Here is a 24530-nt window from a genome sequence, read left to right on the forward strand (position 1 = left end):
ACGAGGCCCTGAGATCCGGTCCGGAGCCCTCCGGCGGGTGCCGTGCCGTGTGACGATGCGTGCGTGGACGTCACCGCACCTGCTCCGACGCGCGCCCGTGCGCGCCTGCCGCTGCGGCGGCCGGAGGGCGAGCGCTGGCTCGGTGGTGTCGCGGCCGGTCTCGCGGCACACCTGGAGCTGCCGGTCGCGATGGTGCGCGTCGCGTTCGTCGTGCTCGCGCCGCTCGCGGGTACCGGGCTCGTGCTGTACGCGTTCTGGTGGCTGACGGTCCCGCCGGGCGACCCGCGCGACGCGGCCGCGCGCGAGCGGCCGAGCGCGCTGACGCGGCTCGCGCGACGGCCCGACGACGACGGCGCCGAGACCGGCCGTCACCGGCGCTGGCCGGTGACGGACATCGCGCTCGGCGGGCTCCTGCTCGTCGTCGCGGCGGCACTGGTCGCGGTGCGCTCCGGTCGCCTGCAGGCAGCCTGGCTGCTGCCTGCGCTCGTGCTGCTGGCGGGGCTGACGCTGGCCTGGGGTCAGCTCGACTCGATGCAGCGCGGCCGGCTGCGGTCGCGCGCCGGTGGGCGGACGCCGGTCTCGGTGCTGCGCCTGCTGGGCGGCGTCGTGCTCGCCGGCGTCGGTGTGCTGCTGCTCGTCGGGCAGGGCACGGGACGCGGTATCGATGCCATGACGCTGCTGCAGGCGGCGCTCGCGTCGCTCGCCGTGCTGGCGGGCGTCGCGCTCGTGCTCGCGCCGTGGTGGCTGCGGCTGGTGCGCGAGCTGGGCGACGAGCGGGCGGCGCGTGCGCGCGAGTCCGAACGCGCCGACATCGCCGCGCACCTGCACGACTCGGTGCTGCAGACGCTCGCGCTGATCCGCGCCCGGGCCGACGACCCGGGCGAGGTCGCGCGCATGGCGCGCGCACAGGAGCGGGAGCTGCGGGAGTGGCTGTACTCGGACCGGCCCGCACCCGGTACGTCGCTCGCGGCGGCGCTGCGCGCGGTGGTCGCCGAGGTCGAGGACTCGCGCTCCGGTCCCGGCGGTGAGGCGGTCGCGATCGACTCGGTCGTCGTCGGGGACCGCGTGCCCGACCCGGACACGGCCGCGCTCCTGCAGGCGACGCGAGAGGCGCTCGTCAACGCCGTGGTGCACGGCCGCCCGCCCGTCTCGCTGTACCTGGAGTGCGGCGACGAGCTCGTCGAGGTGTTCGTGCGTGACCGCGGCGACGGTTTCGATCCCGACGCGATCAGCCAGGACCGGTTCGGCGTGCGCGAGTCGATCATCGGGCGGATACGACGCAGGGGCGGGACGGCCGAGGTCGTGAGCCGCCCGGGCCGCGGGACCGAGGTGCACCTGACGGTGCGTGTCGAGCAACCGGCGCAGAGCGATCCGGTGGAACAGTCCGAGCAGGCGCAGCGGTCGGAGGGTGAGGCGTGAGCCAGGACGCACGGAACGACGAGGGTGTGGGCGACGGGCCCGTCGAGGTGGTCCTCGTGGACGATCACCACCTGTTCCGCACGGGCGTGCGGGCCTCGCTCGACGACCGCGTGCGCGTCGTCGGGGAGGCCGCGACGGTCGACGAGGCCGTGCGCGTGGTGCATGCGCTGCGTCCGCCGGTGGTGCTGCTCGACGTGCACCTGCCGGGCGGCGACGGGGGCGGTGGCGCGGAGGTGATCCGCTCGTGCGCGGACCTCGCGGGCACGACGAAGTTCCTCGCCCTGTCGGTCTCCGACGCGGCCGAGGACGTCGTCGCGGTGATCCGCGCCGGTGCGCGGGGGTACGTGACGAAGGCGATCGACGGTCCCGCGCTCGTCGATGCGGTGCGCCAGGTGGCCGGTGGCGACGCGGTGTTCTCGCCGCGGCTGGCGGGGTTCGTGCTGGACGCGTTCGGCACCTCCGCGGGGGACATCGCGACCGGCGACGACGAGCTCGACCGGCTCTCGGCGCGCGAGCGCGAGGTGATGCGCCTGATCGCGCGCGGCTACACGTACCGCGAGGTGGCCGGTGAGCTGTTCATCTCGGTCAAGACGGTCGAGACCCACGTCTCTGCGGTGCTGCGCAAGCTCCAGCTCTCGAACCGGCACGAGCTGACCCGCTGGGCCGCGGCCCGGCGGCTGCTGTAGGTCCTTTATGACACAGTGTCAGATCGACCCGTCGGTCCGCGTAGGGTGAGGCCATGGAGCTGCTGAAGAACATCCTCGTCGTGCTGCACCTGCTCGGATGGGCCATCGTCCTGGGTGGCACGCTGGTCAACCTCCGCGCGCCGAAGATCGCGCCGGGCGTGCTGCACGGCGCGCTGACGGCGCTGGTCACGGGCATCCTCATCGTCGGCGTCTCGGAGATGAGCGACGACCTCCGGGACCCGAACATGGTCAAGATCGGGGTCAAGCTCGTCATCGCGCTCGTCGTGACGGGGCTGACGATCGTCGGGACGCGCAAGCCGGAGCGGGTGACCACCGGGTTCCTCGGTGCGATCGCGGGTCTGACCGCGCTGAACGTCGCCATCGCGGTCCTGTGGCGCTGACCGGGTCCGGGCGTGCCGGGCTGGGGTGACGCACTCGTCGCCGTCGCGATCCTCGTCGGGCTGTTCGGCGTCGTCGTGCAGGTGCTGCCCGGCGCGATGCTGGTGCTCGGCGCGGTCGTCGTGTGGGGCGTGGTCACGGGCGGGCCGGTGGGGTGGACGGTCGTCGCGGTCGCCGTCGTCGCGACGGGCGTCGGACAGGTCGTGAAGTACCTGCTCGCCGGTCGGCACCTGCGGCGCGGCGGGGTGCCCGGGCGGTCGGTCGTCGCGGGCGGCGTGCTCGGGGTCGTCGGGTTCTTCGTCGTCCCCGTCGTCGGGCTGCCGCTCGGGTTCGTCGGCGGCATCTACCTCGCGGAGTGGGCGCGGGCGCGCGACCCGCGCCTGGCCTGGCGCTCGACCCTGGTCGCGCTGCAGGCCACGGGCCTGACGATCCTCGTCGAGCTGGCGGGTGCGCTCGTGTGCACCGCGGCGTGGGTCGCGGGTCTGGTCGCGGCCTGACGGGCTGCGCCGCACGGCCCTGGGCGGGGCGGCAGCCTGTCGGTGGGGCCGCTTAGGCTTGGCCCGCCATGACGTCGCTGTTCGATCACCTCTCCGACCCTTCCCTCGGCGCGCCCGGCGGGCCTCGCTCCCACGCGGGCGATCCGTCCGGCCTCCCGCTGGTCGTGCCGCCGCGCGGGCCCGACGACGAGAGCGCGCGCGAGGCGCGCCGCCAGGAGGACGAGGCCACGCGCACCCGGCGCGTGCAGGAGCTGGTCGAGGGGCTCAACCCGCAGCAGCGCGAGGCCGTCGAGCACGAGGGCGGCGCGCTGCTCATCGTGGCCGGCGCCGGCTCGGGCAAGACGCGTGTGCTCACGCACCGCATCGGGTACCTGCTGGCCACGCGCCGGGCTCGGCCCGGCGAGATCCTGGCGATCACGTTCACCAACAAGGCCGCCGCCGAGATGCGCGAGCGTGTCGAGCACCTCGTCGGACCCGCCGCCGGGCGGATGTGGGTCTCGACGTTCCACTCGTCGTGCGTGCGCATCCTGCGCCGCGAGGCCGCGACCCTGGGCCTGCGCTCGAGCTTCTCGATCTACGACTCGGCGGACTCGCAGCGCCTGCTCACGCTCGTCTCGCGCGAGCTGGAGCTCGACCCGAAGCGCTTCCCGGTGAAGGCGCTCGCGAACAAGATCTCCGCGCTCAAGGACGAGCTGGTGGACGCCGAGCGGTTCGCGGCCACCTCGGGCGACGGGTCCAACGACTTCGACGCCGTGCTGGCGCAGGTCTACACGCGCTACCAGCAGCGGCTGCGCCAGGCGCACGCGCTCGACTTCGACGACCTCATCATGCGCACGGTGCACCTGCTGCAGGCGTTCCCCGCGGTCGCCGAGCACTACCGCCGCCGGTTCCGGCACGTGCTGGTCGACGAGTACCAGGACACCAACCACGCGCAGTACGTCCTGGTGCGCGAGCTGGTCGGCGTGGGCAGCGACGAGTCGCCGGTCCCGCCGGGCGAGCTCACGGTGGTGGGCGACGCGGACCAGTCGATCTACGCGTTCCGCGGCGCGAACATCCGCAACATCCTCGAGTTCGAGGCTGACTACCCGGACGCCACGACGATCCTGCTCGAGCAGAACTACCGCTCGACGCAGACGATCCTCTCGGCCGCCAACGCCGTCATCAGCCGCAACCCGGGCCGCACGCCCAAGCGGCTGTGGACCGCGTCGGGTGCCGGTGCGCAGATCGTCGCGTACGTCGCGGACGACGAGCGCGAGGAGGCCCGGTTCGTCGTCGAGGAGATCGACCGGCTCGGCGATCAGTCGGGCGTGCGACCCCAGGACGTCGCGATCTTCTACCGGGCCAATGCGCAGTCACGCGTGATCGAGGACGCGCTGGTGCGTGTGGGGCTGCCGTACAAGCTCGTCGGCGGCACGCGGTTCTACGAGCGTCGGGAGGTCAAGGACGCGATCGCCTACCTGCGCGCGATCGCGAACCCCGACGACGACGTCAACCTGCGGCGCATCCTCAACGTGCCCAAGCGCGGGCTCGGCGACCGCTCCGAGGCGATGGTCGCGTCGTTCGCCGAGCAGGAGCGCATCTCGTTCGGCGCCGCGCTGGACCGGCTCGACGAGGTGCCGGGGCTCGGCACGCGCGCGGTCGTCGGGCTCGGGTCGTTCGCGACGATGCTGCACGACCTGCGCGAGCTCGCGGCGGGCGCCGGTCCGGCGCAGGTGCTCGGCGCGGTGCTCGACCGTTCCGGCTACCTGGCCGAGCTGCGCGCGAGCGAGGACCCGCAGGACGCGTCCCGCGTCGAGAACCTCGCCGAGCTGCACGCGGTCGCCTCCGAGTTCGAGGCCAACGACCCCGAGGGCGACCTGGCCGACTTCCTCGAACGCGTGTCGCTCGTCGCGGACTCCGACCAGATCCCGAGCCCCGACGGCGGCGACGAACCGGGCGGGCCGGGGCAGGACGCGGGGGTCGTCACGTTGATGACGCTGCACACCGCCAAGGGGCTCGAGTTCCCGGTCGTGTTCCTCACCGGGCTCGAGGACGGCACGTTCCCGCACATGCGCTCGCTCGCCGACCCCGACCAGCTCGAGGAGGAGCGACGGCTCGCCTACGTGGGTCTCACCCGTGCCCGTGAGCGGTTGTACATCTCTCGTGCGGCGGTTCGTACGGCGTGGGGCGTGCCCAACGAGTTCCCGCCCAGCCGGTTCTGGCAGGACCTGCCCGACGAGCTTCTCGACTGGCGCCGGCGCGAGTCGTCGACCGGGCGGCTTCGCGGCGGCTGGGGCTCAGGCTTCGGCACCGGCGGAGGCGGCTACGGCGGGGGTGGCATCGGGTCGGGCCAGGTGCGTTCGGGCGCTCGTCGCGAGTCGTCCGGTCAGCGTGAGCAGCGTCCGGCGCTGCCGCCGACGGGTGCGACCTTCGGCTCGGCCACGCCACGCCCGGAGGGTGCGATCCCGAACCTCGCGATCGGCGACCGGGTGACGCACGACGCGTACGGGCTCGGCACCGTGGTCGCGCTCGAGGGCGCCGGCCAGAACGCGGTCGTCAAGGTGGACTTCGGCTCCGAGGGCACCAAGCGGCTGCTGCTGCGCTTCTCGCCGGTCACCAAGCTGTAGCCGTCCCCCGGGCCGCCGTACTCGACGGGCAGCCCGACTCGCCGGGCCAGGTCGCCGGGTCTCGCGTGACCCGTGCCTACCGTGGGCGTGAGCCGGCGTGAGCGAGGTGAGCATGACCACGACCGCCAGCGACCGCACCGCCGACGGTCGCACCCCACAGCGTGACCGACCGCGCCCGGAGACCCGCCCAGGGACCCGCCCCGAGACCCGCGCCGAGACCCGCGCCGAACCGCGCGCCGGGGGGCGCTCCGAGCGGATCCCGGGGCTCGACGGGCTGCGTGCGGTCGCCGTGATCGCGGTCATCGCGTACCACCTGTGGCCCACCACGCTGCCGGGCGGGTTCCTCGGGGTCGACGTGTTCTTCGTCGTCAGCGGCTTCCTCATCACGACGCTGCTGCTGCGCCAGGTCGAGGTCGGCGGGCGGGTGCACCTCGCGGACTTCTGGCGCCGGCGCGCACGGCGGCTGCTGCCCGCGCTCGTCACGGTCATGGTCGTCGGCGTCATCGCCGCGCGCATCGTCGAACCGGACCTGCTCGTCGGCGTGCGACGTCAGGTCGTCGGCGCGCTGACGTTCACGACGAACTGGCTCGAGATCGCCGCGGGCTCCAGCTACTTCGACGCGACGGCGCCCGAGCTGTTCCAGCCGTTCTGGTCGCTCGCGATCGAGGAGCAGTTCTACCTGCTGTGGCCCGTGCTGCTCGTCGTCCTGCTCGCGACGCGGCCGACCTGGCGATCGCGGGCCGCGATCGTCGGCGGGGCGGCCGTGGCGAGCGCTCTGGCGATGGCGCTGCTGTTCACGCCGGGTACCGACCCGACGCGGGTCTACTACGGCACCGCGACGCACGCCTTCGGGCTGCTCGCCGGGGCGGCGGCCGCGTTCGCATGGGCGGGCGGCCGTTCCTTGCTGCCCGCCCGGCACGCGACGTGGGTGCCGCTCGCGGGCGGGGGGGTGCTCGCGCTGCTGGTGGCGACGCTGCACGCGGACGGCTCGTTCACGTACCGCGGGGGGATCGTGCTCGGCTCGCTCGCGGCGCTCGCGCTGGTCGCGGGTTGCACCGCGCCCGGCGGGTCGCGGTACGTCCGTGCGCTGCAGGCGCGACCGGCGGTGTGGGTGGGGGAGCGCTCGTACGGCCTGTACCTGTGGCACTGGCCGGTGATCCTCGTCGTCGGCGCGGCGTTCGGTGACGCACCCGGGTCGCAGCTGTGGTGGCGCACGCCCGCGCTCGCGCTGGCCCTCACGTTCGTGCTCGCCGCGCTCAGCCACCGGTTCGTCGAGACGCCCGTGCGGCGGCGGGGCTTCCGGGCGACCACGCGCACGCTCGTCGGATCGGTCGTGACGGGTGGCCGCCGGCCCCAGGTGGCCGCCGCCGCGGGCGTCGCGGTGGTGCTCGTCGCGACGGTGGTCGTGCTGACCGCACCTGCGCAGTCCTCGACGCAGCGTGCGGTCGAGGACGCGCAGCGACAGGTCGACGAGCGCGCGACCGCGACGCCGGCACCGAGCGGCGCGCCGACGCGGGCACCGGGGGCGCCCGTGCCCGCGGACGGTTCGACGGTCGTCGCGTTCGGCGACTCGGTGCTCTCCGCCGCCGCGCCGACGCTGTTCCAGGAGATGCCGAAGATCGCGGTGGACGCCAAGCCGATCCGCAAGTGGCTCGACGCGCCCGACCTGGTCCAGGCGGCCGTCGACGCCGGGACGCTGCGCCCCGTCGTCGTGCTGAACTTCGGGACCAACGGCGGGTTCCAGTTCGACGGCTCGGAGGCGGCGCTCACGCGGACGCTCGACCTGCTCGGACCTGACCGGCAGGTGCTGGTCGTCACTGTCGTCGGCGTCAGCTACTGGGTGCCCGCCGCGAACGCGCGGCTGCGCGAGCTCGTCGCCGACCGGCCGAACGTGCACGTCGTCGACTGGAACGGGTACCTCGCGAAGCACCCGGGACTGCTGCACGCCGACCGGACGCACCCCAACATGGCGGGCGTCGTCGCGTACGAGCAGGTGCTGCGCGCGGCGCTCGACGACCTGTCCGGCTGACGCGGGTCCGCCGTCCGGCGCGCCGTGGGTCAGGCCGCCGGACGCGTCGCGTGGACCTCGGCGACCGCGTCGCGGACGTCCTGCGGCGACAGGCCCAGGCCCGTGAGCACGTCCTGCGCCGGCCCCTCGCCGACCCGCGCGGCGGCGAGCAGCAGGTGACCGGTGTCGATGCGCCGGTCACGCAGCCGCACGGCCTCGCGCAGGGCGACCTCGAGGAGCTTCTTGGCGCTCGGGTCGAACCCGCGTGGCCGGGACCCGGGCGCGCCGTCGAGCGAGCCGGGGCCGAACGTCGCCTCGACCTGCGTGCGGACGGCGTCGAGGTCGATGCCGATCGCGGCGAGCGCGTCGGCGTCGAGCGGGCCGTCGGGCCGGGCGCGCAGGATGTCGCGCACGTCGTCGGCGGACGCGCCGAGCCGCGCGAGCGCGAGCGTCGCGACCGCGTCCGGCTCGCTCACCGCCCCGAGCACCACGTGCCCGGCGTCGATGCGCTGGGCGCCCAGGGCGCCCGCCTCGACGCGTGCCTGCTCGACCGCGGTGCGGGCGTCGTGCGTGAACCTCTCGAACATCAGCCGAACCTCTTCCCGTATCGCTGGTGGACGGCCTGGCGCGAGACGCCGAGGCACTCGGCGATCTGCTGCCACGACCAGCCCGCCTGGCGGGCGCGCTCGACGTGCAGCGCCTCGAGGCGGTCGGCCAGCGTGTGCAGCGCCCGTACGGCGCGCAGGCCCTCGGCGGGTTCCGCGGCGGCGGCGGTGGCGAGCAGGTCGTCGGACATGATGTCAACCTAGATTGACAACGCCTCGACTGTCAACCGTTCTTGACAGTCGCGCACGCCACATCTCTCGATGTGAAGAGATCTCCGCGCGACGGTTAGCATCGACCCGGCGCACACGGCCGCACCGAGGCCGCCGCGACGGCCCTCGACGAGAGGAACTGGACCACAGTGGACCTGTTCGAGTACCAGGCACGGGACACCTTCGAGAAGCACGGCGTTCCCGTGCTCGGCGGCATCGTGGCGACCACGCCCGACGAGGCCCGCGCGGCGGCTGCCACGCTGCTGGGCGACGAGCCCGGCGTCGTCGTCGTGAAGGCCCAGGTCAAGACCGGTGGACGCGGCAAGGCCGGCGGCGTGAAGCTCGCGCGCTCGGCCGACGACGCGGCCGAGAAGGCCGCCGAGATCCTCGGCATGGACATCAAGGGCCACACCGTGCACCGCGTGATGATCGCCGCGGGTGCGCAGATCGAGCAGGAGTACTACTTCTCGCTGCTGCTGGACCGCGCCGAGCGCCGCTACCTCGCGATGTGCTCGGTCGAGGGCGGCATGGAGATCGAGCAGCTCGCGGTCGAGCGTCCCGAGGCCCTCGCCCGGGTCGCGGTCGACCCGCGCGTGGGCATCGACGCCGCGAAGGCCGCCGAGATCGTCGAGGCCGCGGGCTTCCCGACGAAGACGTCGCCGCAGATCGCGGCGAAGGTCGCGGCCGTTCTGCAGACGCTGTGGACCGTGTACCGCGAGGAGGACGCGACGCTCGTCGAGGTCAACCCCCTCGTGCTGACCAAGGCCGGCGACGTCGTCGCGCTCGACGGCAAGGTCACGCTCGACGCGAACGCCGACTTCCGGCACCCCGAGCACGCCGAGCTCGAGGACAAGGCCGCGGCCGACCCGCTCGAGGCGCGCGCCAAGGAGAAGGACCTCAACTACGTCAAGCTCGACGGCGAGGTCGGCATCATCGGCAACGGCGCGGGGCTCGTGATGAGCACGCTCGACGTCGTCGCGTACGCGGGCGAGGCCCACGGTGGCGTCAAGCCGGCGAACTTCCTCGACATCGGTGGCGGCGCCTCGGCCGAGGTGATGGCCGCGGGGCTCGACATCATCCTCACGGACCCGCAGGTCAAGTCCGTGTTCGTCAACGTCTTCGGCGGGATCACGGCGTGCGACGCCGTGGCCAACGGCATCGTGGCGGCGCTCGAGATCCTCGGTGACGAGGCGTCCAAGCCGCTCGTCGTGCGCCTCGACGGCAACAACGTGATCGAGGGTCGTCGGATCCTCGCGGCGGCGGGACACCCGCTCGTCACGCTCGCGGACACCATGGACGGCGGGGCCGACAAGGCCGCCGAGCTGGCGAACGTCTGAGCCCGGACCAGCGAGAACCGAGAGAGAAGCAGAACTGACATGGCGATCTTCCTCACCGAGGCCAGCAAGGTCATCGTCCAGGGCATGACGGGCTCCGAGGGCACCAAGCACACGACGCGCATGCTCGCGTCCGGCACGCAGGTGGTCGGCGGCGTGAACCCGCGCAAGGCCGGCACGAGCGTCGAGTTCCCCGGCGGCGTGCAGGTGCCCGTGTTCGGCACGGTCGCGGACGCCGTCGCGGCGACCGGCGCGGACGTGTCCGTCGTGTTCGTGCCGCCGGCGTTCACCAAGGCGGCCGTGATCGAGGCGGTCGACGCCGGGGTCCCGCTCGTGGTCATCATCACCGAGGGCGTCCCGGTCGCGGACACCGCCGAGTTCTTCGCCTACGCGCAGGACAAGGGCGTGCGGCTGATCGGCCCGAACTGCCCCGGCCTGATCAGCCCCGGAAAGTCGAACGTCGGCATCATCCCGGCCGACATCAGCGGCCCGGGTCGTATCGGCCTCGTCTCGAAGTCCGGCACGCTGACCTACCAGATGATGTACGAGCTGCGGGACTTCGGGTTCTCGTCGGCCGTCGGTATCGGCGGTGACCCGATCATCGGCACCACGCACATCGACGCGCTCGCGGCGTTCGAGGCGGACCCCGAGACGGACGTCATCGTCATGATCGGCGAGATCGGCGGCGACGCCGAGGAGCGTGCGGCCGCGTTCATCACCGAGAACGTGACCAAGCCGGTCGTCGGGTACGTCGCGGGCTTCACCGCTCCCGAGGGCAAGACGATGGGCCACGCGGGCGCGATCGTGTCCGGCTCGTCGGGCACCGCGCAGGCCAAGAAGGAAGCCCTCGAGGCCGCGGGCGTCAAGGTCGGCAGGACGCCGTCCGAGACCGCCGCGCTCGCGCGGGAGCTGCTCACCGGCGCCTGATGGCCGACGCGCCGAGCGGGATCCGGAGACCGGCACCCGACGGCGGCGACCATGGCACGGTGACCCTCCTCGTCGACCCCGAGCCCGGTACGCGCCGGCCGCTGCTGACGAGTGCGCTCGACGGCTCCCCCCGGTGGGTCGCGGGTGTCATCGCGGCGGTGCAGGGCGCGGTGCTGTCGCTGCTCGTCATCGTCGTCCCGGCGCTCGGTGCGTACGTCGCGACCTCCGCCGACCCCGCGAACGACGGGGTCGAGTGGTTCCGGTCGGTGCGGGTCGGTACGGCGGTCTGGCTCGCCGGGCATGGCGTTCCGCCCGTGATCGGGGGCACCCGCCTGACGCTGGTCCCGCTCGGGGTCACGCTGCTCGCGGTCTTCGCGTGCTGGGCGTCGATGCGCCGGTCGGGGGCCGCGACGAGGGCCGCGGTGCTCGCGGGCACCGGCGCGTACTGCGGGCTCGTCGTGCTGCTCGCCCTGGTCACGGGCGCGGGTGCGGGCGGGGCGCTGCGAGGTGTGCTGGGCGGCGCGGCCGTCGCCGTCACCGGCCTCGGCCTGGGGGCGTCCGCCCGGCCGGAGGCGCCCGGCTGGCGCGCGCTGCTGCCTGGCGCCGCGGGACGCGCCCCGATCGCCGTCCGGGTCGGTGCGGGCGCCGCCGTGGTCGCGCTCGCGACGATCGTCGTGGCGGGCGCCGTCCTCGTGCTCGCGTGGATCGCCGTCGGTCGCTCGACCGTCATGGACATCGCCGAGTCGCTCGGCGCGGGCGGCCTCGGCGCGATCGTGCTGGCCCTGGCGAACCTCCTCTACCTGCCCAACCTGGTGCTGTGGGCGACCGCGTGGCTCGCCGGCCCCGGGTTCGTCGTCGGGGCCGGCACCCACTTCGCGCCCGACGGGACCGTGGGCGGCACGCTGCCCGCCGTACCGCTGCTCGGCGCGCTGCCCGAGGGCGTGCCCGGGCTCGCGGTGTGGATGCCGCTCGTCGTCGTCGCCGCGGGCGCGCTGACCGGGTTGTTCGTGCACCGGGCGCTGCGCCGGGTCGGCGCGGGGCGACGCTGGTTCGACGCTCCGCTGGCCGCGCTCGTCGCCGGCGCCGGCGCGGGCGGAGCGATGACGGTGCTGCAGCTGCTCGCCAACGGTGCGGGCGGCCCGGGGCGGCTCGTGCAGGTCGGCGCACCCGCGTTCACGGTCGGGCTCGCGGTCGCGTTCGAGGTCGCCCTCGGCGCGGTCGTGGTCGCGACCGTGACGGACCCGGTGCTGCACGCAGGCGCACGACGACGGTGGCGGTCCTACCGGTCGCGTCCGGCGCCCACCCCTGCGCGCCTCGACGACTGAGGGTCGACCATTCGTGCCCGTGCCCGTGCCCGTGCCGGGGCCCGGGCTCCGGCTCCGGCTGGTCAGGGCCGGGTGCGCTCCTCGAACTCGGTGCGCCAGTCCTTGACGCCCTGCTCGAACGCGATCTCGCAACGCTGCTGCGCGGTGAGCGTCAGGGCGCCGGCGAGGCAGTCCTGGCGCTCGATCTGCAGCGGCCACAGCAACGTCAGCGCGAGCGAGATGACGAGCCAGCCCGCCGCGCTCGCGGTCGCGACCCCCAGCATCACGGGCAGGGAGCCGCGCGCGCCCGCCCGGAGCGCGACGACGAGCGCGCGGATCCCGACGACGATCGCGGCGGCCGCGAAGACGAGCGACACCCCCGACCACGGCACCGGGAACAGCCCCGTGAGCACACCGGCGAGCACGAGGAAGGCGAACGTGCGGGCGATGCCGCGGGCGCGGGCGACCCCGGCCGCGTCGACCGGCCGCGCCTGTCCGGGCTCGTGCGGCGGGGTCTGCCCGTGCGAGGCCGGTTCCTGCGAGACCGGTCCCTGCGGAGGCGTCTGCAGGTACGGCGGGACCGTCCATCCGCCGCTCGGCGGTGCGGAGCCGGGCTGCTGCCCCGACGACGCATGGCCCTGCTGCGCGGGCCCGTGCTGCGGCTGGTCGGGCTGCGGCTGGTCGGGCTGCGGCGGCGTGTCCGGGCGCTGCTCACCCTCGGCCGGCGGGCGCGGCGGCTGCGGCGGCGCGTACGGGTTGCTCACCCCCGCATTCTCACCCACCCGGAGCGTGCAAACGGGCGACGACCACCGTCGCGGGCGCCGGTCGCTGCCCCGCACCCGCGCGGCGCTACCCCGCCCGCACCCGCCCGGCGGTGCCCCGCGCGCACCCGCCGCGCACACGGCCCGCGTCGTCGTCGGCGTTCGCTAAGGTCGCTGCCGTGAGCGCACCCGGCCCGCAGCCCCCCGCCCCCGCCGCGTCGACGACCACGGCGACCAGGCTCGTCGTGATGGTCTCGGGGACGGGCTCGAACCTGCGCGCGCTGCTCGAGGCGCACGACGACCCCGCGTACGGCGCACGCGTCGTCGGCGTCGTGAGCGACCGGCCCGGCATCCGCGCGCTGGAGATCGCACGCGAGGCGGGCATCCCGACGGCCGTCGTCGCGCTGCGGGACTTCGAGGACCGTGCGGCGTGGGACCGGGCGACGGCCGAGGCCGTGGGCGTCTTCGCGCCCGACCTGGTGGTGCTGGCCGGCTTCATGAAGCTCTTCGGGCCGGACTTCCTGGCGCGGTGGGGCGGCCGCATCGTCAACACGCACCCCGCGCTGCTGCCGTCCTTCCCCGGCGCGCACGGCGTCCGGGACGCGCTCGCGTACGGGGTGAAGGTCAGCGGCTGCACGGTGATCGTGGTCGACGAGGGTGTCGACTCCGGCCCGATCGTCGCGCAGGTGGCCGTGCCCGTCGAGGCCGACGACGACGAGGAGAGCCTGCACGAGCGGATCAAGCTCGTCGAGCGTGCCCTGCTCGTCGACGTCGTCGGACGGATCGCGCGAGAGGGCATGACGGTCGACGGTCGGCAGGTCCGGTTGGGCTGACCCGCCGACCGTCGCGCCGGCGGGTCAGGCGGCCTCGGCCTGGGCCTGCCACCACTGGACCGTGCGGGCGAGGGCGTCCGGCCACGGCGTCGGGTCCAGTCCCAGCATCCGCTGCGAGGCGGAGCTGTCGACGACGAACGGCTCGGTGAACTGGTAGGACACCCGCTTGACCTCGCGCATCGCCGGCACCGCGACGCTGACCGCCGAGAGCATGGCCGCCGGGAGCGGCGAGATGCGGGGGACCGGCCGCCCGGCCGCCTCGGCCAGCCCGGTCGCGAGCTCGCGGTAGGTCTGCGGCCCGGCGGTCGGCGCGAGCACGACGCGACCCCAGGCCTCCGGCGTCGTCACGGCGAGCGCCATCGCGGCGACGAAGTCGGGCAGGTAGGTCCACGAGTGCGGCTGGTCGGGGTCACCGACGGGCCGCAGCACGCCGCCGGACAGCACCGGCCCGAGCAGGCGCCGGCCGGCGTGCGCGTCCCCGGTCGCACCGGGACCGAAGTAGTCGGACGCGCGGACCTCCACCGCCCGCACGCGACCGGCCTCGTGCCGCTCGAGCGCCTGCGCCCACAGCGCGGCACGGACGCGGCCCTTCGTCTCGGTCGTGGCGTCGGGCGCGTCCTCGCGCATCACACCGCTCCCGGCGCCGTAGGGGTAGAGGTTGCCGGCCATCACGTGCACCGCGCCGACCGCCTCGGCGGCGTCGAGCGAAGCGGTCTGGAGCGCCGGCCACAGCTCCGGCCACCGGTGGTATGGCGGGTTGACGCAGCAGTGGACCGCCTCCGCGCCGCGTGCGAGCTTCGTGAGCGCCGCGGTGTCCGTGACGTCCGCCGCGACGTGCCGGAACGGACCCGACCGGGCGACGCGCGTCCCGGCCGCCCCGCCGGTGCGCGAGACGACGACGACGTCGTGCCCCTGCTCGCCGAGCAGCGTCGCGAGCGACGTCCCGACCGGACCCTTGCCGAGGACGAGGTGCGTGGCCATGGTGACTCCCCTTGATTGCGTGAGCACTGCTCTTTAGCGAGAGCAATGCTCGCGCATGCGCCGACGGCGCGTCAAGAGCAGTGCTCACAGATGTGATCGGTGCTCGCGTTAGGATGCGGGCATGCCGGCCACCCCACCCGTCAGCGCGCGCGAGCGCGCACGCGCCTCCTTCACCGCCGACCTGCTCGCTGCGGCCCGCACCCGCATCGCGGCGGAAGGTGCCGCCGAGCTCTCGCTGCGCGCGGTCGCGCGCGACCTCGGCGTCTCGTCGTCGGCCGTGTACCGCTACGTCGACTCGCGCGACGCGCTGCTCACGTTGCTGATCATCGAGGCGTACGACGAGGTGGGCACCGTGGTCGAGACCGCAGCCGCGTCGGCCACCGCCGCCGATCCGCCCGCGGACCCGGGGACGACGTGGCTCGCGGTCGGTCGGGCGTTCATCGGGTGGGCCCGCGAGCACCGCCACTCGTTCGAGCTCGTCTACGGCACGCCCGTCCCGGGGTACGCCGCACCGCCCGACACCGTCGTGCACGCCACCCGGGTCTGGGCCGTGCTGGGGGCCACGGTCGCCGCTGCCGCGCAGCGCGGCGAGCTCGGTCCCGCCGCGCTCGACGGCGTCGCGCACGGCCTGATGTCGACCGAGATGATCGACGCCGCCGTGCGGCTCGTCGGGGGACCGGTCGCGGGTCCCGCCGTGCCGCGCGAGCTCGTCGAGAACCTCGTCGTGCGCACGGTCCCGCTGTTCACGACGCTGCTGGGTGCGACGACCGCCGAGCTGTTCGGCCACCTGCACGGCATGACGGACGACCACGACGCGCTGCTCGACGCCGTCCTCGCGGCGGCCGGCGCGAGCGTGGGTCTGCGCGTGCCGCTCGGCGGCGGCTAGAATCGCCCTCGGCCGTGACTGGCGCGGGTGGGATCGACCACCGGGGAGCGGCCGAAGTCCCCTGCAGCGCACCGCCCGCCTGGGTGCCTGGGTCCCGTAGATCGCCGACCCAGGAGCGAGCATGAGCGCCGTCCCGCCCGTCCCCACCACCGCGACCGAGCCGGTCGTCGACCCGAGCTCCGACGCGACGCGCCGTCCGCTGCGCCGCGCGCTCGTCTCGGTCTACGACAAGACCGGGCTCGTCGAGCTCGCGAGCGCGCTCCACACGGCCGGCGTCGAGCTGGTCTCCACCGGCTCGACCGCCGCGACGATCGCCGCCGCGGGCGTGCCCGTCACCCGGGTCGAGGACCTCACGGGCTTCCCCGAGTGCCTCGACGGCCGCGTCAAGACGCTGCACCCGCGTGTGCACGCCGGGATCCTCGCGGACACGCGGCGCCCCGAGCACCTCGCGCAGCTCGTCGAGCTGGGCGTCGCGCCGTTCGAGCTCGTCGTCGTGAACCTCTACCCCTTCACCGCGACCGTCGCGTCCGGCGCCGGGCCCGACGAGTGCGTCGAGCAGATCGACATCGGCGGGCCGTCGATGGTGCGCGCGGCCGCCAAGAACCACCCGAGCGTCGCGGTCGTCGTCGACCCCGCGCGGTACGACGACGTCGCGGCGGCCGTCGCGGCCGGCGGGTTCACGCTCGCGCAGCGCACGCGACTCGCCGCCGAGGCGTTCGTGCACACGGCGACCTACGACGTCGCGGTCGCGTCCTGGATGGGCAGCGTCGCGACCACGACCGACGAGGTCGACGGCGTCTCCACCGGCTTCCCGGCCTGGATCGGGGCGACCTGGGAGCGCGCCGACGTGCTGCGTTACGGCGAGAACCCGCACCAGCGCGCCGCGCTGTACACCGACGGCTACGGCCCGGCCGGCCTCGCGCAGGCCCGCCAGCTGCACGGCAAGGCCATGAGCTACAACAACTACGTCGACGCGGATGCCGCGTGGCGCGCCGCGCACGACCACGGCGACCTGCCGACGGTCGCGATCATCAAGCACGCCAACCCGTGCGGCATCGCGGTCGGCGCGGACGTCGCCGACGCGCACGCCCGCGCCCACGCGTGCGACCCGGTGTCCGCCTACGGCGGCGTCATCGCGACGAACCGGGTGGTCACGCTGGCGGCGGCCGAGCAGATCGCCCCCGTGTTCACCGAGGTGGTCGTCGCGCCCGGGTTCGACGACGACGCGCTCGCGCTCCTGACGCAGAAGAAGAACCTGCGGCTCCTCGTGGTTCCCGCCGCGCCGGCGCGGGGCGTGGAGTCGCGCCGCATCTCCGGCGGGCTGCTCCTGCAGGCCGTCGACGCGATCGACGCGCCCGGCGACGACCCGACGACCTGGACCCTGGCCGCCGGCGCCCCGGCCGACGACGCGACCCTCGCCGACCTCGCGTTCGCGTGGCGCGCGGTGCGCGCGGTGAAGTCCAACGCGATCCTGCTGGCCACGGGCGGCGCGTCCGTCGGCGTGGGCATGGGCCAGGTCAACCGCGTCGACTCGTGCCGACTGGCGGTCGAGCGGGCCAACACGGGTGAGGTCGAGCGTGCCCGCGGGGCCGTCGCGGCCTCGGACGCGTTCTTCCCGTTCGCCGACGGCCTGCAGGTGCTCCTCGACGCGGGCGTGCGCGCGGTGGTCCAGCCGGGCGGCTCCGTCCGCGACGACGAGGTGATCGCGGCCGCGCAGGCCGCGGGCGTCGCCCTCTACCTCACGGGCACCCGCCACTTCGCCCACTGACCCACACCCCACCCACCCCGCACCCCTGCCCCCACCCTCGCCTACGGACCCGGGCACCGTCTGCGGACGGCCGCAGCGTCCGTGGACCGCGCCAGCGCGGGGTCCGTCGATGCGCGCGACGTCCGCAGGTGCCCGGGCCGTCCGCAGGCGCGGCGGGTCCGTCGATGTGCGGGGCGTCAGGGGCGCGGGAGGGCGGGGAGGGTGGGGGCGGCGAAGAGGCGGCGCAGGGACGAGACCTCGCGGGGGCGGTCGACCGTCAGCGCGGCGGTCACCGTGTCCGTGCCGGGGCGGTACCAGCGGGCCGACCAGCCCTCGGGGCCGGCGGGGTCGCCGAGCACCAGGGGCTCGTCGTCCGGCGCGGGCAGTCCGAAGAGCGTGAGGCTGTGGCCGAGCATCGTCGAGAACACGTAGGGCGCGCGGTCGCCGGGGGACCGGTCACCCGGTCGCAGCAGGTCGGCCGCGAACTCGGCGGGTCCGTGCAGCGCGCCGTCCCAGTGCCCGCCCGGGACCCAGCCGTGCCGGGCCGAGCGTCGTAGGGCGACGTCGCCGACCGCCCGGACGTGGGGCAGCGGGCCGTCGGGTCCGAGCACCGCGAACGACTCGTCGGTGCGCAACGACCCGTCCCGCTCCCGGGGCAGTGCGTCGGCGACCCACGCGGTGGCGGGCCGGGCGCCGACCGCGGCGAGCACGACGTCCGCGGGGACGCGTCGCCCGTCGGCGAGCGTGACGGCATCGGCGGACACCCCCGCGACCTGCGCGCCGAGCACGAGTCGCACGCCTGCCTCGTCGTACCAGCGTGCGGCGAGTGCCCCGATGCGCGCGCCGAGCGGACCTGCGAGCGGTGCGGGGGCGGCCTCGACCACGGTGACGTCGAGACCGGCGGCGGCCGCGACCCCCGCGACCTCGCCACCGATCCAGCCCGCACCGATCACGACGAGGCGCGCTCCCGGCACCAGCCGGGACCGCAGCGCGGCGGCGTCGGCCGCGGTGTGCAGCGTGAGGGCGTGGTCCCACCCGGCGGGCCGCACCGCGCGAGCCCCGGTGGCGACGACGACGACGTCGACGGTGAGCTCGCGCCGGTCGGTGGTCACGGTCGCACCCTCGTCGTGCACGACGAGGGTGCGCGCGGGCTCGTCGTAGGCCGTCTCGTCGGCGAGCGACGAGAGGTCCACGCCGATCTCGTCGGACAACCACTCGGGCGCCGGACGGTCCAGCAGGTGCTTGGACAACGGGGGCCGGTCGTAGGGCGCCACGCCCTCGGCACCCAGGACCGTGAGCCGGCCGTCGAACCCCTGCTCACGCAGCGCCGCGGCGGTCTGGGTCGCCGCCAGGCCGGCGCCGACGACGAGCACGCTGCGGGGGTCCGGCATCGCGCTCACCCGGCAACGGTAGTCTCACCGGCCAGGGCACATGCCCGACGGCGAACTCGACCCGGGCGGTGGGATGACGCAGGACGGCACGCAGGTCCCCGCGCAGGCCCCTGCGCGGATCCCGGCGCGGGAGCAGCGGCTCGACCCCCGCGCGATCGCGCGCGCGTCCCAGGACGCGGCGCGCAACGCGTCGTTGTGGTGGGTGTGCGGCGGAGTGCTGCTCGCGGTCGTCGTGGCTCTGCTCGCCGGGACCGCGGCCGGGTCGTGGGTGCTGGCCGGGGTGCTGCTCGCGGGCGCCGTCGCGCGCGTGCTGCTGCCCAAGCCGGGCCCGGTGGCCGTCGCGGTCCGCTCGAAGACCTTCGACGCGACGGTGCTGGTCGTGCTCGCGGTGGGGATCTCGGTGCTCGCCGCGATCCTGCCCACCGGCCCGATCTGACCGAGCGCGCGGTCCGGAGCGGACGCGCGGACGGCCCCGCACCGCGTGGGTGCGAGGCCGTCCGACGAGGGTCGTGCAGAGGCGTCAGGCGGAGCGCTCGACGACCACGATCTCCTCGACCTCGTAGGCCGACTCGTCGTCGCCGAACTCCTCGTCGTCGAGCGGCGGGTTGGCGAACGCGCGGTAGACGATCGCCGCGAGCGCACCGCCCGCGAGCGGCGCCACGACGAACGCCCAGAGCTGCTGCCACGCCCACGTGTCGGAGTAGAGCGCGGCGGCGAACGAGCGGGCCGGGTTGACCGACGCGTTCGTCGCGGGCATCGCCACCAGGATCAGCACCGCGAGGGTGAGGCCGATGATCAGCGGCGCGATCTTCGAGTCGGCGCGACGGTCCGTGACGCCCAGGATGACCCCGACGAACACGGCGGTGACGATGACCTCGACGACGAGCGCGGCGAACAGCGAGAAGGTCAGCTCGCCGCTCGACGCGGTCCCGAGCGGCGAGTGGTCACCGAAGCCGTTGGCGAGCCCGGAGAAGAACGCCCGCGTGGTGGTGGGGCCGGTGCCGCCGCTGCTGAGCTGGGCGGCGAGACCGGACGGGATCGTGACGAACACCGCGGACGCGGCGATCGCGCCGCCGACGAGCTGCACGAGCCAGTAGGGCAGCAGGTCGCGCCACGGCGTGCGACCCGCGATGCACGCACCCAGCGTCACGGCGGGGTTGAAGTGCCCGCCCGAGACGTGGCCCACGGCGGCTGCGCCGCCGGCCACCGCGATGCCGAACGCGAGCGCGACCGCGAGCGCTCCGGCGCCGCCGCCGACGCCGGCGAACTGCGCGCTGGCGTAGAGCGCGACGCCCAGGCCCGCGAGCACGAGGAAGAAGGTGCCGAACAGCTCGGCGCCGAGCCGGGCGAGCAGGCTGGACCCGGCCGCGACGGCGACGGGCGGCTCGACCTGCGGCTCGAACACGGGTGCGGCCTCGACGGGAGCCGCGACGGGCTCGCTGTTGACGGGCGAGTCGTAGCCGGGTGCGGGCTCGAGGGGCGCGGGTGTCGGGTCGGGCTCGGGCGAACCCGCCGGGGTGGTGTCCTGGGACATGACGATCCTGTCGGTCGATGACGTCGTGCGTGCGCCACAGCATGCCAGCCGTACGGGCGAGCCGTCTTGGTGGTCGGACGTTCGTCTCACCAGAGATCTCTCGACGTCGAGTAATCTTGGCGCAACCACCTACACACCAGGAGATCTCGTATGGCGAAGATCAAGGTCGTCGGTCCGGTCGTCGAGCTCGACGGCGACGAGATGACGCGCATCATCTGGCAGTTCATCAAGGACCGTCTGATCCACCCGTACCTCGACGTCGACCTGCGCTACTACGACCTGTCGATCGAGAACCGCGACGCGACGGACGACCAGGTGACGATCGACGCGGCGCACGCCATCAAGGAGCACGGCGTCGGCGTGAAGTGCGCCACGATCACGCCCGACGAGGCCCGCGTCGAGGAGTTCGGCCTCAAGAAGATGTGGCTGTCGCCCAACGGGACGATCCGCAACATCCTCGGTGGCGTCGTCTTCCGCGAGCCGATCATCATCTCCAACATCCCGCGCCTGGTGCCCGGCTGGAACAAGCCGATCATCATCGGCCGTCACGCCCACGGCGACCAGTACAAGGCGACGAACTTCAAGGTGCCCGGCGCCGGCACGCTCACGCTGACGTTCACGCCGGCCGACGGCTCGGAGCCGATCCAGCAGCAGGTCGTCACGTACCCCGACGGCGGCGGCGTGGCGATGGGCATGTACAACTTCAACGACTCGATCCGCGACTTCGCGCGCGCGTCGTTCGCGTACGGCCTGCAGCGCGGCTACCCGGTCTACCTCTCGACGAAGAACACGATCCTCAAGGCCTACGACGGTGCCTTCAAGGACATCTTCCAGGAGGTCTTCGACACCGAGTTCAAGGCGGACTTCGAGGCCGCGGGCCTCACGTACGAGCACCGCCTGATCGACGACATGGTCGCGGCCGCGATGAAGTGGGAGGGCGGCTACGTCTGGGCGTGCAAGAACTACGACGGCGACGTGCAGTCCGACACCGTCGCGCAGGGCTTCGGCTCGCTGGGCCTCATGACGTCGGTGCTCATGACGCCGGACGGCAAGACCGTCGAGGCGGAGGCGGCGCACGGCACGGTCACGCGCCACTACCGCCAGCACCAGGCGGGCAGGCCGACGTCGACCAACCCGATCGCGTCGATCTTCGCGTGGACCGGTGGCCTCAAGCACCGCGGCAAGCTCGACGGCACGCCCGAGGTCACGCAGTTCGCCGAGACGCTCGAGGACGTCGTCATCACGACGGTCGAGAGCGGCAAGATGACCAAGGACCTCGCGCTCCTGATCGGCCCGGAGCAGCCGTGGCTGACCACCGAGGAGTTCCTGGCGGCGCTCGACGAGAACCTCGCCGCGCGCCTCGCGTGACACGGTCCTGACCAGCACGAACGTTCGCACCGACGCCGTCGCCCCACGCCGGGCGGCGGCGTCGTGCTGCTCCGTCCGGGTGATCCTGCCGGCGTCCGCCACGGCGCAGGGGTCGCCAACATTTGCGGTTGGACACCTGTCCGGCAGACGATCTGTGCATGTCGTCCGAACGGGTGAGCGGTTCGCGGCGCGGTGGGCCGTTGCCCGACCGCGTCGAACCGCTGCGCCCGGAACGGCTCGGTGACGCGGCCGACGTGCTCGCCGCGGCGCTCGCGGAGGACCCCGGGTTCCGGCACCTGTTCCCCGACGACCGTCGTCGGGAGCACGAGCTGCGCGGCCTGTACCGGATGACGCTGAGCGACACCCTGCGGCACGGGCGCGCGTTCGTGACCGTGCTCGACGACGAGATCACGGGTGCGGTCGCGCTGTACGCGCCGGGCACCTATCCGATGACGACCGCACGCTGGTGGCGGCTGGCCGGCCGGATCGCGGCGCTCGCGCTGCGGACCCGCACGCACGCGTTCGGGCTGATCAAGTTCGGCGACCTCACGTCCGAGGGTGTCCCGACCGACTCCTGGTACGTCGAGGCGCTCGGGGTGCGGCCGGACATGCAGCTGCAGGGGCGCGGCAAGGCGCTCATGGCGCAGGTGTTCGAGCTCGTCGACTCCAGCGGCGGCACGGGCTACCTCGAGACGACGAAGCCCGCGAACGTCGAGTACTACCGCGCGCTGGGTTACGAACCCGTGCGCGCGCCGATCCCGCTCGCGCCCGGCGGCCCGTTCATCCACCCGATGGCGCGCGCGGTCGTGACGGACCGCAACCACGACCTCGTCGGCAAGCACGCCTGACGAGCCAGCCCGACGAACCAGCCCGACGAACCAGCCCGACGGGACCTCCGTCCCGTGTGCGGCGTGCCCACCTGTGGCAGCAGGGCCGACCGGATCGGCGCGCACGGGTCAGTGGGCGGTCCGACGGTTGAACCTGGACGCTCGTCCGGTTCAGGCTCGGCACCATGCCGACGTCGTCGACGACCGAACGGTCGCCCGCGCTCGACGAGGTCGCGCGCCTGCGCGCCGACCGGCTCGACGAGGCCGCCGCCGTGCTGGCCGCCGCGCTCGTCGACGATCCCGGCTACTGCCACCTGTTCCCGGACGAGGCCCGCCGAGAGGGCGAGCTGCGCACGCTGTACCGGATGACGCTCACGGACGCGCTGCGGCACGGCCGCGTGTACGCGACGACGTGCGAGACGGACGCCGGCGCGGAGGTCACGGGCGTCGTCGCGGTGTACCCGCCGGGGCGCTACCCGCTGACGCTCGCGCGCTGGGGGCGGTTGCTTCCGCGGCTGGCGGCCGTTGCCGTGCGCACCAGGACGCACGGGCGAGGTCTGGCCCGCTTCGGCGACCTGACCTCGGCGGGGGTGCCGACCGACGCCTGGTACGTCGAGGCGCTCGGGGTGCGGCCGGACCGGCAGCACGCCGGGCTGGGCCGCCTGCTGATGTCGCGGGTGCTCGCGGTCGTCGATGCCGACGGTGAGCGGGGCTACCTGGAGACGACGCGGCCGGCGAACCTCACGTACTACCGCGCGCTGGGCTACGAACCCGCCGGTGAGCCGGTCCCGCTCGGGCCGGACGGACCGTGGATCCACCGGCTCGCACGGCCCAGGGGGGCGCGCGCCGAGGGCGTCGCCGCGCGGTAGGTTGCGGTGAGCGCGACCGTCGATCGAAGGAGCCCGCCCGTGTCTGCTGCTGCCACCCCCGCCGTCGTGACCGTCACCGGGGCCGCCGGACAGATCGGCTACGCGCTGCTGTTCCGGATCGCCTCGGGGCAGCTGCTCGGTCCGGACACGCCGGTGCGGCTGCGGCTGCTCGAGATCCCGCCGGCCGTGCGCGCCGCGGAGGGCACCGCGATGGAGCTCGACGACTGCGCGTTCCCGCTGCTCGCGGGCATCGACGTGCTCGACGACGCGCGGGCCGCGTTCGACGGCGTGAACGTCGCGCTGCTCGTCGGAGCCCGTCCGCGCACCGCGGGCATGGAGCGCGGCGACCTGCTCTCGGCCAACGGCGGCATCTTCCGGCCGCAGGGCGAGGCCATCAACGCCGGCGCGGCCGACGACGTGCGCGTGCTCGTCGTGGGCAACCCGGCCAACACCAACGCGTTCATCGCGGCCTCCCACGCGCCCGACGTCCCGGCGGACCGGTTCACCGCGATGACGCGGCTCGACCACAACCGCGCGGTCGCACAGCTCGCCGCGCGCACGGGCAGCGGTGTCGACGAGATCCGGCGGCTGGCGATCTGGGGCAACCACTCGGCCACGCAGTACCCGGACCTCACGCACGCGACCGTGCGCGGCCAGGCCGCGACCGGGCTGGTGGACCACGAGTGGGTCGAGCAGACCTTCATCCCGACGGTCGCCAAGCGCGGCGCCGCGATCATCGAGGCGCGCGGGGCCTCGTCCGCGGCGTCCGCGGCCAACGCCGCGATCGACCACGTCCACACCTGGGTGCACGGCACGCCCGAGGGGGACTGGACCTCCGCGGGCGTCGTCTCGCACGGTGAGTACGGCGTGCCCGAGGGTCTGGTCGCGTCGTTCCCGGTCACCTCGTCGGGCGGCGCGTGGCACGTGGTGCCCGACCTCGACGTCGACGACTTCTCCCGTGCGCGCATCGACGCGTCCGTCGCGGAGCTCGTCGAGGAGCGCGAGTCGGTCAGGTCGCTCGGCCTCGTCTGACGTGCGCGTCGAGATCCGGGTCCGGCCTGGGGCGTCGCGCACGCGCGTCGGCGGGCGCCACGGCGAGCGGCTCGTCGTGGCCGTGACGGCGCGCGCGGTCGACGGTGCGGCCACCGAGGCCGCCCTCGCGGCGCTCGCGGACGCGCTCGGCGTGCGCCGTCGCGAGGTCGCGCTCGTGCGCGGCGCGACGAGCCGCGACAAGCTCGTCGAGGTCCCCGACGACGCGGCGGCGCAGGTCGCCGCGTGCCTCGACGACTGAGTCGACGGCCGCGCCCGATCACACCCGCGCTGAGAACGCGGCAGAAC

The 24530-nt window shown here is 74.4% G+C and carries 24 protein-coding genes and 1 riboswitch; of the genes, 18 read left to right on the forward strand and 6 right to left on the reverse strand.

All coding sequences use genetic code 11. The features are described 5' to 3' along the window. The first annotated feature begins 63 nt into the window (after positions 1 to 63). From CCO02nite_RS05940 to CCO02nite_RS05965, 6 genes are all read left to right on the forward strand, one after another. A complete protein-coding gene (locus tag CCO02nite_RS05940) occupies positions 64 to 1419 on the forward strand; it encodes an ATP-binding protein (protein ID WP_146842221.1) in 1356 nt (451 codons plus the stop codon). Next, positions 1416 to 2105 carry a LuxR C-terminal-related transcriptional regulator gene (locus CCO02nite_RS05945; protein ID WP_246117379.1) on the forward strand — a complete coding sequence of 230 codons (690 nt, stop codon included), beginning with the start codon at positions 1416 to 1418 and terminating at the stop codon, positions 2103 to 2105. Before CCO02nite_RS05940 ends, CCO02nite_RS05945 begins: the two co-directional genes overlap by 4 nt. 53 nt (positions 2106 to 2158) lie before the next feature. Continuing rightward, positions 2159 to 2506: a hypothetical protein gene (locus tag CCO02nite_RS05950; protein WP_146842222.1), complete on the forward strand. Its 348-nt coding sequence runs from the start codon at positions 2159 to 2161 to the stop codon at positions 2504 to 2506. Positions 2507 to 2518: 12 nt separating this feature from the next. After that, positions 2519 to 3001 (forward strand): DUF456 domain-containing protein, encoded by a 483-nt coding sequence (locus CCO02nite_RS05955; protein ID WP_146842223.1) that lies wholly within the window; start codon positions 2519 to 2521, stop codon positions 2999 to 3001. 68 nt (positions 3002 to 3069) lie between these two features. Next, positions 3070 to 5607: a DNA helicase PcrA gene (gene pcrA, locus CCO02nite_RS05960; RefSeq protein WP_146842224.1), complete on the forward strand. Its 2538-nt coding sequence runs from the start codon at positions 3070 to 3072 to the stop codon at positions 5605 to 5607. A 112-nt stretch (positions 5608 to 5719) separates the two neighbouring features. After that, positions 5720 to 7636 (forward strand): acyltransferase family protein, encoded by a 1917-nt coding sequence (locus CCO02nite_RS05965; protein ID WP_146842225.1) that lies wholly within the window; start codon positions 5720 to 5722, stop codon positions 7634 to 7636. 29 nt (positions 7637 to 7665) lie between these two features. Here CCO02nite_RS05965 and CCO02nite_RS05970 read toward each other — a convergent pair whose 3' ends face one another. Then, complete coding sequence (locus CCO02nite_RS05970) at positions 7666 to 8202, reverse strand: Clp protease N-terminal domain-containing protein (RefSeq protein ID WP_146842226.1); 537 nt, start codon at positions 8200 to 8202, stop codon at positions 7666 to 7668. Continuing rightward, the gene (locus CCO02nite_RS05975) at positions 8202 to 8411 is read right to left on the reverse strand and encodes a helix-turn-helix domain-containing protein (RefSeq protein ID WP_146842227.1); all 210 of its coding nucleotides are present in this window, start codon (positions 8409 to 8411) and stop codon (positions 8202 to 8204) included. Before CCO02nite_RS05975 ends, CCO02nite_RS05970 begins: the two co-directional genes overlap by 1 nt. Positions 8412 to 8579: 168 nt before the next feature. On the opposite strand from CCO02nite_RS05975, the gene sucC reads away from it, so the two are divergent. Genes sucC through CCO02nite_RS05990 form a run of 3 tightly spaced genes read left to right on the forward strand, consistent with a single transcriptional unit; the run spans position 8580 to position 12016 of the window. Then, a complete protein-coding gene (sucC, locus tag CCO02nite_RS05980; RefSeq protein ID WP_146842228.1) occupies positions 8580 to 9767 on the forward strand; it encodes an ADP-forming succinate--CoA ligase subunit beta in 1188 nt (395 codons plus the stop codon). A 39-nt stretch (positions 9768 to 9806) separates the two neighbouring features. Then, positions 9807 to 10691: a succinate--CoA ligase subunit alpha gene (gene sucD, locus CCO02nite_RS05985; protein WP_146842229.1), complete on the forward strand. Its 885-nt coding sequence runs from the start codon at positions 9807 to 9809 to the stop codon at positions 10689 to 10691. A gap of 59 nt (positions 10692 to 10750) precedes the next feature. Next, positions 10751 to 12016 carry a cell division protein PerM gene (locus tag CCO02nite_RS05990; RefSeq protein ID WP_146842230.1) on the forward strand — a complete coding sequence of 422 codons (1266 nt, stop codon included), beginning with the start codon at positions 10751 to 10753 and terminating at the stop codon, positions 12014 to 12016. A gap of 62 nt (positions 12017 to 12078) precedes the next feature. On the opposite strand, the gene CCO02nite_RS05995 is transcribed toward CCO02nite_RS05990, so the two are convergent. After that, positions 12079 to 12759 carry a hypothetical protein gene (locus CCO02nite_RS05995; protein WP_146842231.1) on the reverse strand — a complete coding sequence of 227 codons (681 nt, stop codon included), beginning with the start codon at positions 12757 to 12759 and terminating at the stop codon, positions 12079 to 12081. A 245-nt stretch (positions 12760 to 13004) separates the two neighbouring features. Between CCO02nite_RS05995 and purN the strand changes: the two genes are divergently transcribed. Beyond that, positions 13005 to 13589 (forward strand): phosphoribosylglycinamide formyltransferase, encoded by a 585-nt coding sequence (purN, locus tag CCO02nite_RS06000; RefSeq protein WP_222593158.1) that lies wholly within the window; start codon positions 13005 to 13007, stop codon positions 13587 to 13589. A gap of 24 nt (positions 13590 to 13613) precedes the next feature. On the opposite strand, the gene CCO02nite_RS06005 is transcribed toward purN, so the two are convergent. Next, positions 13614 to 14570, reverse strand: coding sequence for an NAD-dependent epimerase/dehydratase family protein (locus CCO02nite_RS06005; protein ID WP_146842233.1), 957 nt, complete (start codon positions 14568 to 14570; stop codon positions 13614 to 13616). 121 nt (positions 14571 to 14691) lie between these two features. On the opposite strand from CCO02nite_RS06005, the gene CCO02nite_RS06010 reads away from it, so the two are divergent. Both CCO02nite_RS06010 and purH read left to right on the forward strand, forming a co-directional pair. Then, complete coding sequence (locus tag CCO02nite_RS06010; RefSeq protein WP_146842234.1) at positions 14692 to 15456, forward strand: TetR/AcrR family transcriptional regulator; 765 nt, start codon at positions 14692 to 14694, stop codon at positions 15454 to 15456. Between the two features lie 4 nt (positions 15457 to 15460). Beyond that, positions 15461 to 15548: riboswitch (ZMP/ZTP riboswitch) on the forward strand. 29 nt (positions 15549 to 15577) lie between these two features. Further along, positions 15578 to 17224: a bifunctional phosphoribosylaminoimidazolecarboxamide formyltransferase/IMP cyclohydrolase gene (gene purH, locus CCO02nite_RS06015; RefSeq protein ID WP_146842235.1), complete on the forward strand. Its 1647-nt coding sequence runs from the start codon at positions 15578 to 15580 to the stop codon at positions 17222 to 17224. A gap of 176 nt (positions 17225 to 17400) precedes the next feature. Here the strand turns inward: purH and CCO02nite_RS06020 are convergent, their stop codons facing one another. After that, entirely contained in the window at positions 17401 to 18594 is a 1194-nt protein-coding gene (locus CCO02nite_RS06020) for an NAD(P)/FAD-dependent oxidoreductase (RefSeq protein WP_146842342.1), read from the reverse strand. 40 nt (positions 18595 to 18634) lie between these two features. Here CCO02nite_RS06020 and CCO02nite_RS06025 point away from each other — a divergent pair, with 40 nt between their 5' ends. After that, complete coding sequence (locus tag CCO02nite_RS06025; RefSeq protein ID WP_146842236.1) at positions 18635 to 19030, forward strand: DUF3017 domain-containing protein; 396 nt, start codon at positions 18635 to 18637, stop codon at positions 19028 to 19030. Between the two features lie 84 nt (positions 19031 to 19114). Here the strand turns inward: CCO02nite_RS06025 and CCO02nite_RS06030 are convergent, their stop codons facing one another. Next, complete coding sequence (locus CCO02nite_RS06030) at positions 19115 to 20128, reverse strand: aquaporin (protein ID WP_146842237.1); 1014 nt, start codon at positions 20126 to 20128, stop codon at positions 19115 to 19117. 150 nt (positions 20129 to 20278) lie between these two features. Between CCO02nite_RS06030 and CCO02nite_RS06035 the strand changes: the two genes are divergently transcribed. The 5 genes from CCO02nite_RS06035 (at position 20279) to CCO02nite_RS06055 (ending at position 24483) form a co-directional block, all read left to right on the forward strand. Beyond that, complete coding sequence (locus tag CCO02nite_RS06035) at positions 20279 to 21496, forward strand: NADP-dependent isocitrate dehydrogenase (RefSeq protein WP_146842238.1); 1218 nt, start codon at positions 20279 to 20281, stop codon at positions 21494 to 21496. Between the two features lie 158 nt (positions 21497 to 21654). Then, complete coding sequence (locus CCO02nite_RS06040) at positions 21655 to 22344, forward strand: GNAT family N-acetyltransferase (protein WP_146842239.1); 690 nt, start codon at positions 21655 to 21657, stop codon at positions 22342 to 22344. Between the two features lie 164 nt (positions 22345 to 22508). Continuing rightward, complete coding sequence (locus CCO02nite_RS06045; RefSeq protein WP_146842240.1) at positions 22509 to 23192, forward strand: GNAT family N-acetyltransferase; 684 nt, start codon at positions 22509 to 22511, stop codon at positions 23190 to 23192. Between the two features lie 39 nt (positions 23193 to 23231). Further along, positions 23232 to 24224 (forward strand): malate dehydrogenase, encoded by a 993-nt coding sequence (locus CCO02nite_RS06050; protein ID WP_222593150.1) that lies wholly within the window; start codon positions 23232 to 23234, stop codon positions 24222 to 24224. Between the two features lies 1 nt (position 24225). Next, positions 24226 to 24483, forward strand: a complete 258-nt coding sequence (locus CCO02nite_RS06055) for a DUF167 domain-containing protein (protein ID WP_146842241.1) — start codon at positions 24226 to 24228, stop codon at positions 24481 to 24483. The last annotated feature ends 47 nt before the right edge of the window (positions 24484 to 24530 follow it).

Source organism: Cellulomonas composti (assembly GCF_007990245.1).
Classification (GTDB): domain Bacteria; phylum Actinomycetota; class Actinomycetes; order Actinomycetales; family Cellulomonadaceae; genus Cellulomonas; species Cellulomonas composti.